The 12,318-nt window shown below is 66.5% G+C and carries 10 protein-coding genes; 4 read left to right on the top strand and 6 right to left on the bottom strand.

Features of this window, described 5'->3' with window-relative positions; translation table 11 throughout:
- Positions 1 to 54: 54 nt before the first annotated feature.
- Positions 55 to 915: a class I SAM-dependent methyltransferase gene (locus tag CDN36_RS01130; protein WP_150554434.1), complete on the bottom strand. Its 861-nt coding sequence runs from the start codon at positions 913 to 915 to the stop codon at positions 55 to 57.
- A 317-nt stretch (positions 916 to 1,232) separates the two neighbouring features.
- Entirely contained in the window at positions 1,233 to 1,748 is a 516-nt protein-coding gene (locus tag CDN36_RS01125) for a helix-turn-helix domain-containing protein (RefSeq protein WP_287495789.1), read from the bottom strand.
- Between the two features lie 130 nt (positions 1,749 to 1,878).
- Between CDN36_RS01125 and CDN36_RS01120 the strand changes: the two genes are divergently transcribed.
- Together CDN36_RS01120 and CDN36_RS01115 are read left to right on the top strand one after the other, a co-directional pair.
- The gene (locus tag CDN36_RS01120) at positions 1,879 to 2,394 is read left to right on the top strand and encodes a DUF2938 domain-containing protein (RefSeq protein WP_287495788.1); all 516 of its coding nucleotides are present in this window, start codon (positions 1,879 to 1,881) and stop codon (positions 2,392 to 2,394) included.
- A gap of 165 nt (positions 2,395 to 2,559) precedes the next feature.
- Positions 2,560 to 3,345: an FRG domain-containing protein gene (locus CDN36_RS01115; protein ID WP_150554349.1), complete on the top strand. Its 786-nt coding sequence runs from the start codon at positions 2,560 to 2,562 to the stop codon at positions 3,343 to 3,345.
- Between the two features lie 9 nt (positions 3,346 to 3,354).
- Here CDN36_RS01115 and CDN36_RS01110 read toward each other — a convergent pair whose 3' ends face one another.
- Entirely contained in the window at positions 3,355 to 4,761 is a 1,407-nt protein-coding gene (locus tag CDN36_RS01110) for a diguanylate cyclase (protein WP_287495787.1), read from the bottom strand.
- Between the two features lie 625 nt (positions 4,762 to 5,386).
- Here CDN36_RS01110 and CDN36_RS01105 point away from each other — a divergent pair.
- Complete coding sequence (locus CDN36_RS01105; RefSeq protein WP_150554347.1) at positions 5,387 to 5,863, top strand: VOC family protein; 477 nt, start codon at positions 5,387 to 5,389, stop codon at positions 5,861 to 5,863.
- A gap of 10 nt (positions 5,864 to 5,873) precedes the next feature.
- On the opposite strand, the gene CDN36_RS01100 is transcribed toward CDN36_RS01105, so the two are convergent.
- Positions 5,874 to 9,095 (bottom strand): VTT domain-containing protein, encoded by a 3,222-nt coding sequence (locus tag CDN36_RS01100; protein WP_287495786.1) that lies wholly within the window; start codon positions 9,093 to 9,095, stop codon positions 5,874 to 5,876.
- A 275-nt stretch (positions 9,096 to 9,370) separates the two neighbouring features.
- Positions 9,371 to 9,991, bottom strand: a complete 621-nt coding sequence (locus tag CDN36_RS01095) for a DUF4142 domain-containing protein (protein WP_174966263.1) — start codon at positions 9,989 to 9,991, stop codon at positions 9,371 to 9,373.
- A gap of 530 nt (positions 9,992 to 10,521) precedes the next feature.
- On the opposite strand from CDN36_RS01095, the gene dapA reads away from it, so the two are divergent.
- Complete coding sequence (dapA, locus tag CDN36_RS01090; RefSeq protein WP_287495785.1) at positions 10,522 to 11,505, top strand: 4-hydroxy-tetrahydrodipicolinate synthase; 984 nt, start codon at positions 10,522 to 10,524, stop codon at positions 11,503 to 11,505.
- A gap of 130 nt (positions 11,506 to 11,635) precedes the next feature.
- Here the strand turns inward: dapA and CDN36_RS01085 are convergent, their stop codons facing one another.
- Positions 11,636 to 12,100, bottom strand: coding sequence for a nuclear transport factor 2 family protein (locus tag CDN36_RS01085; RefSeq protein WP_502920324.1), 465 nt, complete (start codon positions 12,098 to 12,100; stop codon positions 11,636 to 11,638).
- Positions 12,101 to 12,318 lie beyond the last annotated feature (218 nt).

Below are 12,318 nucleotides of genomic sequence, written 5' to 3'. Positions count from 1 at the left end.
CCGATAGGGGGCGTCGCGCGTTTGCTCCTGTCAGGGCGGGGCGCTCGAACGGCGTCAGGCGGGGCGGGCAGCGTCGTCAGCGCCCACGGGGGCGGTCGAGAAACGCTCGCGAAGTTCTTCGAGGCCGAGCGAGGTCAGCACGCTCTCGAGGCGTTCGGCCGGACGGCGGCGTGGCAGAGCCTTGTATTGGGCGATGATGAGCTCATTTTTCATCGAGTGTTCCCAGCCGACGAGTTCGGTGACGCTGACCTGATAGCCATGCGCTTCCAGTTGCAGGCAGCGGAGCACGTTCGTGACCTGACTGCCGAATTCACGGGTGTGCAGCGGGTGGCGCCAGATTTCCGTCAGCGGATTGCCGGCGAGCTGTTTGCCTTTGTGCTTGCGCAGGACGCTGGCGACTTCGGCCTGACAGCACGGCACCAGCACGATGTGGCGGGCCTGTTTGGCCAGCGCGAAACGGATTGCATCGTCGGTGGCGGTATTGCAGGCGTGGAGCGCGGTGACGACATCCACGCTCGGCGGCAGCGCGGGCGAGGCGATGGAATCGGCGACCGACAGATTCAGGAACGACATACCGGGAAAGCCGAGCCGGGTGGCCAGCGCCTGGGATGTCTTGACCAGTTCTTCACGCGTTTCGATGCCGAAGATGTGCGAGTCGTCGGCGAGCGCCTTGAAGAACAGGTCGTAGAGGATGAACCCGAGATAGGACTTGCCGGCCCCATGGTCCACCAGCGTGACACGGCCGCGTTCGGCCTTGACCTCCTGAAGCAGCGGCTCGATGAACTGGAACAGATGGTAGACCTGCTTGAGCTTGCGCCGGCTGTCCTGGTTCATCTTGCCGTCGCGCGTGAGAATGTGGAGCTCCTTCAATAGCTCGATGGACTGACCGGGACGGATTTCGTGGGTGTTCGACATGGGAAGACGGTAAAACGGCGCGCAACCATTGCGCGATCGCGGCGGGCGCCGCAGCGGCCCGGAAAGACCGACAGTTTACCGAAAAGACGCGAAGCGGGCCGGCGGCCCCGCCAGACGATGCTGCGCATCGATGCTCATTATTCGCATAATGTACATTATGTTAAACTCAGCGTATCGAGGTCGCAGGAGGCATCCACATCTAAGGGGCAGTAAGACACAGCCAAAGCGGGCCGCGAGCGCCAACCCGTCATTCCGAGGAGTCAGGGCTCCGCCCGCTGGTCCGAGCGCGGAACGCCCGCCCGGGCGCAATTAGCTCGCTACGGCAGCCAGTGCGTCGTTCCACTCCACGTCGGTCCGTGAGCGCATAACTTGCGCAACAGCTCCTCGAGGGCCCGTCGCTCGGGAATTGTCAGGCACGCGATCATGTCCTTCTCTCGGCGCTCCAGCGCCGGCATGAACGTGTCGTGCAGCCGCTGGAACTGCGGGCACGCCAGATGCTCCGGCGCCGGACACACCGCCGCGTGACGCAAGCCGTCGCGCAGCGCACTGAGCTGACGGATGGTCCTGTCGATCTCGTCGGCCCTCGCCTGCAGGCGCGCGCGGTCGATGCTCGCCTTGCCCTGCGGCAACAACATACCGGCAATGTCATCCAGCGAGAATCCCGCCGTCCGGCCAAGCGCAATCAACGACAGCGTCTGCAGCACGGATGCGTCGTATTGGCGTCGCAGCCCGCGACGGCCCGTCGCCGCAATCAACCCCTTCTCCTCGTAATACCGCAACGTGGACGGCGGCACGCCGGCCTGCCGCACCACCTCGCCAATGTCCAGTGTCATGTCGACGCTCCCGCTTGACTTCAAGTTGACTTGAATTCGTATAGTGCCTCAATCGCAGCCGGTGCGTGCGCGACTTCGCCCGGAAAACCGGCTGCTTCAAACGATTTTCAGATGATTTCGAGGAGCCGAAATGACATCGACGACGTTAAGTCTCATTGCGCAAATTCTGGCCATCGGCGTTTTCGCCACGGTCATCATGGATCTGTGGACGCTGCTGTTGCGCCGCCTGTTCGGCGTGACGCCGCTCGACTACGCACTCGTCGGGCGCTGGATCGGGCATATGGGCGCCGGGCAGTTCGCGCATGCCGGCATCGGGCGCTCGAGGCCGGTGCGCGGCGAGAAGGCGCTGGGCTGGGTGGCCCACTATGCGATCGGCGTGGCGTTTGCCGCCGCACTGGTCCTCGTGGCGGGCACGGCGTGGCTGCAAGCCCCGGCTCCTGGACCGGCGCTCGCCTTCGGCGTCGCCACCGTGGTGTTGCCGTTCTTCGTCATGCAGCCGGCGTTCGGCGCCGGCATCGCGGCCTCGAAGACGCCGAAGCCCGTCCAGGCGCGCGTGCGCAGCCTGATCACGCATGCCGTGTTCGGCCTCGGACTGTATGCGGGCGGCTGGCTCGTGAACTTCGCGCCGCGCGCCATCGCCGGCTGATCCGGGCGGGCGTCCGGCCGATATCGCAGGCACGGGGCGGCGTGCGCTTGAGCTGTCACAGACGCCGTACTATAGTGGCCGACGCCATGCATCGATTGCGATGCCTTGGCGTCCTCAACAGAACCGCTGGCCATCGCGCGGGCCGGCGCAAGGATTTTGCCCACTATGGACACCATCGTCGTCGAGAGCTGGAAGGATTTCATGGAGCTGTCCTCCCGCTTCGAAGGCTGGGCCTTTCGCGGACAGCAGGACGCACGCTGGCATCTGCAAAGCTCGCTCTCGCGGTACCTGCACGCGTTCGTGTCGGACAAGGAACAGTGGCGCAGCCGCGAGGCGCGCGCCATCCGCATCTTCCGGCGCAAGGCGCACAACCATGTGGCATGGCCCGAAGTGCTGCACGATGACCTGCGCTGCCTCGGCCTCATGCAGCACCACGGCGCGCCCACGCGCCTGCTCGATTTCACCAAGTCGCCGTTCGTCGCCGCCTTCTTCGCGCTCGAGCGCGCCACGAGCGATTCGGCCATCTTCGCGCTGAACACCCCGGCGCTGTACGCCGATCGCGCTCGCCCCCGCCATGCCCCGTGGCTCACGCGCGACACCATCGACCCACGCGTGAAGGGCAATCTCGACAAGTACTTTCTCGGCAACGACAACGAAGTGGTCTGGTTCGGCGAGCCCGAGGAGATGGACGGTCGGCTGATCGCCCAGTCGGGCACGCTCGTCGTGCCGGGCATCATCGACCGCCCGCTGCATCGCATTCTCGAGGGCTATGAGAGCGAAGAGCCGCTGTTGCGCAAGATCGTGCTGCCCGTGGCGCTGCGCGCGGACGCCATGAAATGGCTCTACCGCATGAACATCACCAATGCTTCGCTGTTCCCGGACCTGGACGGACTGGCGCGCTCGATCGCCATCGAAATCGAGATGGTGTGGCCCACGCAGACCCTGGGCTGAGCGCGCCGCTCAGATGAGGCGCTGCAGGAAGCCCGCCGCGCCGGATTTGCGCTCGGCCTTGTTGGCGTACATGCGCTGATCGGCGACGCGGATCAGTTCGTGCATCGATTCGCCGTCGTCAGGAAAGACCGCCACGCCCACGCTCACGCGCACGGTGACATCCACGCCGTTTACCGAGATGGCCTGCTCGATCCCGGCACGCAGGCGATTGACGGCGAAGTCGATGCGCTCGACGATCTCGGCGTCATGCAGGAGGGCCACGAACTCGTCGCCGGCGTGCCGCGCAACGAAGCCGCACTCGGCCACGCCCGCCTTCATGCGCCCGCCGATCTCCTTGAGCAGCAGATCGCCGACCGCGTGGCCCATGCCGTCGTTCACTCCCTTGAAGCCGTCGATGTCGGCGAAGAGCAGCGCCAGCTTGCCGTTGGTCCGCTGCGCGCGCCGCACGGCGTCGGCGGCGTACTCCCCGAAGGTGCGGCGGTTCGGCAAACCGGTGAGCTCATCGAAACGCGCGGCCTTGTACAGATCGTCGATGAGTTGCTTGCGCTCGATGGCCAACGCGGTCTGGTCGCATACGAAGGCGAGCAGACGTTGCGCCGCCTCGGCCTGCAGCGCCCCGGCGGGGCCATAGATCATTAGTGTGCCGACGGCCCGGCGCGCCGTATGCATGGGCAGCACCGCCAACGCCCCCCCGTCCTTGTCGATGACGGCGGACGCGTCGTTCGGCGTGAACGGCTCGACGCGCGCCTGAGCTGGCGCCGCGTCGATCAGGTGCCACCGCGGCTGCCGGGCGCGCACCGCGCGCGCCGAGACACGCTGCGCCAGCGCCCAGTCGAGCAACGGCACCTCAGGACTCTCACGGTACTGGTACGCCTTCTCCCAGGCGCCAGCCGAGTCTTCGCCGCCCAGGCCGTCCACGGCATCTTCCGCGTCCATCGAATCGGCCACCGCCGCCGTACAGGTGGCGACGACAATCGCGTCGATGGGAAACAACGTGGACAGTGTTGCGTGCACGGCCTGACACAGTGTGCGAATGTCGGCCGCATCGTGCGCCGCCTCGGAGATCGAATAGGTGGCGCGCTGTAACGCTTCGGCGCGCTTGCGGGCCGAGACGTCGCGCGCCACGCCGATACGCAGGCCGTGTTCCTCCGACCAGCGCGCCGACCACATGAGATGAACGTAGTGGCCGTCCTTGTGGACATATCGGTTCTCGAAACCGATCCGGGGCTGGCCGGCCATGACGCGCTTCGATTCCTCGAGGGTGCGCTCGCGATCTTCCTTCGCCACGAAGTCGATCATCGAGCGCCCCATGAGCTCCTGCGACGTATAACCGAAAATGCGTTCGCAGGCCGGGCTCACGTACACGAGCGTGCCCTCGCGATTGACGAGAAACACCGCATCCAGCAGCAGTTCCATGCAACTTGCGAGGACGTCTTTTGTTACGAATTCCATCGATCAGAAAATCAATTGCTTGATCCAGACTGGCGTCGCCACGCAGGTTTGGTTCGCTTGCCGCGCTTTTCGACTCGCAGCGTCGTATTCGCGGCGCAACGTTTGATTTGCGACACCACCCAGCGAGCGGAATTCCAACTCTCGTTCGCTAAAGCCGACACGGTCGATATATCTCGTACCGTCGGGTATGTCCCGTATTTCCCCTGTACTGCCGTGCCGCCAATTCCCGCTGATTGTCACTTGGTCGATTCAAATTGGCAACTTGCGCGGCGACATCTGTCGCAACGACGCCATTGTTGACGCGCGAGCGCCAATTGAGTAGTCGGACGCGTCATTCGCAAATCCCGAGACTGGAAATCGACCGCGTCCACATTTGGTATTTTCATTCCTTGAATCCTTCGTAAAACGAATTAAGAGTAAAAATCCGGGTGAACCGTAAACTTCATATATAGTTTTCCGTAACCATTATTTCTCCTCTGGTTCACCGCGGCACCGCATGCGATTACGTCTGTGTCGGCGTGCGCGGTATTCGCGTCGGTTTGACGCTTCGGTTTGACGCTTCGGTTTCACTTCACGACAGGAGACAGCGATGACCCAACTCGTCACTTGTGTATGGTTCGATAACGGTCAGGCCCGCGAGGCGGCCGAGTTCTATGCCGCGACATTTCCCGACAGCCACGTCGATGCGCTGCATCCCTCTCCCATTCCGGGCATCGGCCAAGGCGACGAGCTGACGGTCGAGTTCACGGTGCTGGGCCGGCGCTTCGTGGGGCTCAACGGCGGTCCCGAGTTCAAACCGAACGAAGCGGTGAGCTTCATGGTGCTCACGCAAAATCAGGAGGAGACCGACCGCTATTGGAACGCCATCGTCGGCAATGGGGGCGCGGAGTCGGCCTGCGGCTGGTGCAAGGACCGTTGGGGCTTCTCCTGGCAGATCACGCCGCAGCGCCTGCTCGATCTCGTGACCAGCCCCGACGTGGCCCAGGCGCGGCGCGCCATGCAAGCCATGATGACGATGCACAAGATCGACATCGCGGCGCTCGAGCGCGCCATCGCCACGACCTGAGCTGCCGCGCTTACGCCCGGTCGGGACTGGCGGCTGCGGATTCGCCTGCGGGGCCGGGTGCAGGATCGGGCATGGATTCCGGCGTGGATTCGGGCGTGGATTCGGGCGTGGAGGCAGGACGGCGCGGTGCCGGTTCGCGCATTGGCATCGACGTGCGCAGCGTCGCGACGAGCGGCAGGTGGTCCGACGCCACGCGCGCCAGCGGCGTGGCATGGCGGCGCACTTCGCCGAGATGCGCGCGAGGCGAAGTCCAGATGCGATCGAGCGAGAGCACCGGCAGGCGCGACGGAAACGTGGCGACGTGCGGCGTGCGCTCGAAATAGCGGTGCAGCCAGCGCAGCGGCCGTCCCCACAGGAACCACTCGTTGACGTCGCCCAGCAGCACGGTCGCGGTGCGCGGCTGGCCGGCCAGGCATTCGAGCAGGCGCCTGACCTGCTCCCGACGCTCGCCCGGATGCAACCCCAGATGCGTGGCGATCACGCGCAGTTGCATCTCACGGCCCTGCGCGTCGTGCCAGACGAGCGTCGCGTCGATGGCGCCGCGCGGCTCGCGGCCCGGCACGCTCAGGTCGATGTGGCGCACGGCCACCGGTGCGAAGCGTGTCAGGATCGCGTTGCCGTACTCGAGCCCGCCTCGCGTGAGCGTCGGTCCGGGGATCACGTGCATGCCGCGCGCCTCGGCCAGTTGCGCGAGCAACCCCACGCCCGTCGCACTCGCCTGGACTTCCTGCAGCGCCACGATGTCCGGATCGATCTCGTCGAGCACGCCGAGCACGCGACCGGGCGCATGGCGCCCGTCCGCCCCCACGCCGCCGTGAATGTTGTAGCTCGCCACGCAAAGCTCCCGGCTGATCCGCCCGGGACGCTCGGGCAGCGCGGGCTCGCTGGTTACGGGGCTGGCATGAGTGCCGGCGCCTTCGTCGCCATTGCCGGACTTGCGCGCAGCGCCGATACGGCGCTTGAGCGCGGCCACGCCCAGGCCGGGCACCACGAGCACCGCCGCGAGCAACGCCGCCGTCCAGCCGCTCGGGCGCTGTGCGAGCGCCGCCACGCGGTCCACGAGCGCGGCGGCAATCAGAATGCCCGGCGCCATGCCGATCACCGTGCCCAGCAGGCAATGCCGCAACCGGATGCGCGAGGCCCCGACCACGAAATTCACCAACGTGAATGGCGCGAGCGGCATCAGGCGCAGCACGATCATGGCGAGCAGGCCGTGGTTGCCGATCTGCTGGCTTACGGCGTTCAGATGCCGGCCGCCGAAGCGTCGCACGGCGTCGCGCCCGGCCACGCGTCCGACGGCATAGCCGGCCATCGCGCCCAGCGTCGTGCCACTCAGCGCGTAGAGGGCGCCCATGACTGGACCGAAGACCACGACCGTGACCACGATCAATACCGTGACGGGCACCATGATCAACGTGCCGACGATGTACACGGCCATCATGACAAGCGGCGCGAGCGGCAGGTCGTGGACGTGCTCCACGAAGCCGAGCACGCGGCGCACGTCGGCCCATTCGCGCAAGGGCGTGTAGCGCCATGCGAGCGCCAGGCCGGCCAGCGCCAGCAGCAGCACGATGAGCGAAGCAATCCGCCCAATCAGGCGCGGGCGCGCTTCCGTTGCAATGAAGGTGCCCATCACGTTCTCGAAGTCGATCGGCTCCATCGGGTCGAGCACCACCGGCCCCGGCGACGCCGCATCGTCGGCCTCGTGCAGTTCCGGCGCGAACGCCTCGAGCGTGCGGGCGCCTTCCCGATGTAGCGTCGCGATGGCGCGATGCAGCCCTTCGTCCCGCGCCAGCGCCGCCTCGACGGCCGGCTCGGGGACATCGAGATGCTCGGCGAGCAGGCGGTTGCGCGCGCGTGCGATGCCGGCCGCGACGCGCGCGTCGCCATTGGCCGCGATGGCGATATTGCACTCGGTATCGAGCGCCATGGAGCGATTGTTGAGGTTGGCCGAGCCGATCACGAGTAGCTCGTCGTCGACGACCATCACCTTGCTGTGCACGTTCACGCACGCCGGTGCGACACCGGGCACTTCAGGGCAGTACAGGCGGAAACGCTCGCCCGGATCGATCTCGCGCAGACGCCGGTAAAGACGCGCGCGCAGCACCCCCATGCTCTGCTGCTGAAGCCAGCCGTCCTCGATGCGGCGCGAGACGACTGCAATGTCGGGACAGTCGGGCTGCGACAGCCGCGCCGCCAGCGCGTCGCCGATCGATTTCGCCGTGAAATACTGATTCTCGAAGTAGATCCGTTTTTTCGCGCTGGCGATCGCATCGAGGTAGAGCGACTGAATTTCCTGCACCGCGGGCCGTCCGTCGAACGCGGGGGCTGTGCGCGCGATGGCGACCTCCACGTCCGTCAGGTCGGGGGCCACGCTCGTCGGCCAGGGATCGAGCGGCGCATACGGCGCGTCTCGCGCATCGGGCAGCCGAAGATCGACGTGCATGCCCGTCGCCCGATGCCAGCGCGCTTCGGCCAGACCGGCCACGGCGCGCGCCGCTTCGCCGTCGATGAGCGCGTGCACGTCGTGGAACGGTGGATAGGGATGCCCGGCAGGATCGAGCCGTCCAGGCTCGTCCGGTGCGTGGCGGGACGTATCCCAGCGCCGTCGCGTGAGATCGAGGCCGCCCACGAAGGCGAGCCGATTGTCGATCACTACGATCTTCTGATGATGCGACGCCCCGCTCGGGTGGTGACCATCGAGCCGGAAGCACAGCCGCCGATGCGTGCGCCAGTCGAGCTTGACCGACGTCAGCCACTCGCGCTCGAGCGCATAGAGCATGGCGAAGTCCCAGCTGAGGCCGTAGATGCGCAGCCCTTTTCGGCGCCGTACAAGGGCGTCGAGGAAATCGCGCAAACCGGCGGGCAAGCCGTCGTCCACGCCGAGCGGCTGAAGTTGCATGCGGCTGTCGATGTCCCAGCCGAGAATGAAAACGGTATGCCGCGCCGCGCGCAACGCCTCGCGCAGCGCGCTGAAATAGGCCTGCCCGTCCACGAGCATGCGCATGCGCGCCGCCGGCGCGATACGCCAGCAGTGACGCCCCTCGCGCAGGCGCAACGGCGTGCCGGGCACAGTGGACCCGGCGGCGTCGCCGTCACGCGCGCAAGCTTGCGGTGCGGCGATCATGGGCGCCGCGCACGTTCCGGGTGTCGCGGTTGTCTCGGGTGTCCCGGCGCGGTCTGCCGCCGGGGACGTCGCCGGCGGCGAGGTCATCGGGTTGGCGTCTTTCATGCGCGATGTGACTCGTCGTGCGTCGCGCAAGTTTCAGCACTCCCATCGTGGCAAAGCGGCAACGCGCACGGCCGGACGTGAATGGCGCACGCCGTGCGCGCACAACCGCGTTGCGCTGGCTCGCCAGGCGCGAAGAAACGTTCGCGACGACGCACCGCCACACAAACGCCGAACGGACGTCAAACGGATGTCAAACGGACGCTATACCGGCGATCTGCCAGCGATCTGCCGCCGATCTTCCGGCGGTCTGGCCACAACGTCGCGTTCTGTCGGGACTACTTGCCCATCTCGATCTTCGCCGAGACCTCACGCGCCTCGCTCAGATGATGACGCAATGTAGGCAACGTCTGACGCGCGAATCCGCGCAAGTCTGAGTCCTGTCCCTTTTCGGACTCGGTCTCGAAGAGGGTCACGGCCTGTTCGTGCGCATCGGGCCCGGCCAGCGCGAGATACGCCACGTCGAACTCCCGGCCGGATTTTCGCTTGAGCGCTTCGATGTCGGGATTGACGGCCACGTCGTTAGGCACGCTCACGCCTTTCTTCGCCGCGAGTTGCCGCAGCGTTTCGTTCGCCTTGCTGTGGTCGGTCACCATCTGCTGCGCGAAGCGCTTGACCGACGGATTGCTGGAGCGCTGCACCGCCAGTTGGCTCGCCTGCACTTCAGTCTTGCCGGACTTCTGTGCCTTGTCGACGAACTCCACATCAATGCCGGTCGTCGGCTCGGCGGTGCGCGTGGCTTGGGCGCGCGACGGTCCCGCGCTGCCGCCGGCCTCCGTCGCGCTGCCCTGCGCCGGTACGCTCCGGGGCGATCCCTGTGCAAACGCAACGGCTGCGCTCACCAGCAACGCGACGCCCGTCAGGCAAGCGCCATACCCTGTGGTCTGTCGTGATTGCATATCGTCCTCCTTATCATCGAGCCACTGAACCGTGGAACGTCCGGCGCCGGCGCGTCGCGCATCGGCAGCCCCGCCCGGCACCCGACCGATGCCTGTTCGACTACGCGGTTTGCGACGCCGTTCGAGCGTGCGCCATCGAAACTTCCTATGCGATGCCCGCATCGGCAACAGAATCTCAATGTCGAGTTGACGACACCCGCACATTGCGTTTAGAGTCACCGCATGACGAATTTCCGCCACCACGCGACTCCGGTACTGCGCGTTGCCCTGATGGGGCAATCGGTGGCGCTCGTCAAAAGCAAAAAACAGTCGCTCAACTGACCGGAGCGTGCTGTTCCGTCAGTTGAGCGACGGAATAGCCACGTGGACCCGGCAGTCCCGCCCTGCGCCCCTGGCGCCTCGAGCATCCCCGCATCACCCGCACCATCGGCCTCTGCCCCGAACCCCTCTCCACGCAAGCGTCAGCGTCGCCCGACTGCACGGTTTCCGTACAGGTCATCACCCGCTTACGTATCGTCACGGAGACATCCATGCAAGCCGCACCGTCACAAACCGCCGCACCCACCGCTCATTGCGCCGCCTCGCCGGCCTTTCGGGGCATCTGGCTGCCGCTCGTCACGCCGTTCTCTCGCGACGGCGCAGCGCGAGGCGCGGGCGAAGGCGCCGACAGACCGGTCGACCATGCCGCCCTGCGCCGTCTGGTCGCACACTACCGCCGTTCTGGCATTGCCGGCCTCGTGATCTGCGGCACGACAGGCGAAGCCGCCGCGCTCGACGACGCCGAGCAGCTCGCGGTGTTCGACACCGTCCTCAACGAAGTGGGCGACTTGCCCGTCATTGCGGGCCTCGCGGGCAATCATCTCGGTCACACGCTCGCACGCCTTGATGCTTTGAACGCCCTGCCGCTCGCCGGCGTGCTGGCACCGGCGCCCTACTACATCCGCCCGTCTCAGGAAGGCCTCGTCGAATGGTTCCGGACGCTGGCGGACCGCTCGCACGCGCCGCTCGTGCTCTACGACATTCCGTACCGCACGGGGGCCGCGCTCGCGCTCGACACGCTGCTCACGCTCGCCGGCCATGGCAACATCCGCGGCATCAAGGACTGCGGCGGCAACCCGCACACCACGCAGGCGCTCATCGCCGACGGGCGGCTCGCCGTCCTCGCCGGCGAGGATCACCAGCTGCTGTCGACGCTGGCCATGGGGGGACACGGCGCCATCATTGCCTCGTCCCATTGCCGCCCGGCGCACTTCGTCGCGCTGTATCGCGCGGTGCAGGCGCGGCAGCTCGATACGGCGCGGGCCTTGTTCCACGCGCTCATGCCGGTGATCCGGCTGCTCTTCGCACAACCGAATCCCGGGCCGGTCAAGGCATGGCTCGCACGAGAGGGATGGTTGGCGGACGTGTTGCGCGCGCCCATGACGAGTGCATCGCCCGCGCTCGCGCAACAGTTGGCGCAAGCGATTGTTGCCGTGGACGCCGAATTCGGCCCGGGCGCGATGAACGCGGCCTGAGGTCCGGGGGGCGGCCGGGGTCGCCTGACACGCCCCGAAGCCGCCTGAAGCATGTTCACGCAGGCGGTCGGGAATCTGCGCGGCGAGCCGCGATTGAGCCGTCGCGCCGCAATTTCGCGGCGCCGCGCGCTCAGAACATCGAGTTGCCGCTGACCGTCTTCGCCGGCACCTGCTGCGACACGTCCCAGTGCTCGACGATCTTGCCCTTCTCCAGCCGGAAGATGTCGACGATCGCAATGGGTTGGGCGCCCGGATATGGCACCTTTCTGACGTGAAGAATCACGTAATCGCCGTCGGCGAACGCGCGCACGATCTCGCTGTGCGAATCGGGCTGGTTTTTGCGCAGGAAGTCGAGAAACTTGCCGAAGCCTTCGACGCCGTCCGCCGCATTCGGATTGTGCTGGATGTACTGCCGCCCCAGGTACTGACGCGCGGCCTCGAAGTCCTTGCGGTTGAGTCCCGCCTCATAGAACGCGAGCACGATGTCCTTGTTCGACGCCAGTTGCTCGGCGGGCGCCTCGGCCACCGGGTTCACCGAGGCGCGCAAGCCGTCGGAGCCGGCCGCGGAGATCGCGGCGCCGGGCACCGGCGGCATGCCGCTGGCGGCGAAGCCAAGCGGCATCGGCGCCAGGGTAGCCGTGGCGACGACGGCAAGGAGCGTTGCAATTGACGTCTTCATGGTGGGTGCGGTGCAGACGTGAACCGGTCAGTGGTACAGGTGGGCCTCCGGCAGCCGGACGCCATGCCATCAGCTTAGCAGTTCGCACGGCCGGTCGCCTGTCAGACATCGCCGACAACCCGCTGCGCCCGGGC

The organism is Pandoraea sp. CB10b_02 (assembly GCF_002216225.1).
Taxonomy (GTDB): domain Bacteria; phylum Pseudomonadota; class Gammaproteobacteria; order Burkholderiales; family Burkholderiaceae; genus Pandoraea; species Pandoraea nosoerga.
The sequence above is the reverse complement of the archived record's forward strand: the minus strand, read 5'-3'. Positions and strand labels throughout refer to the sequence as shown.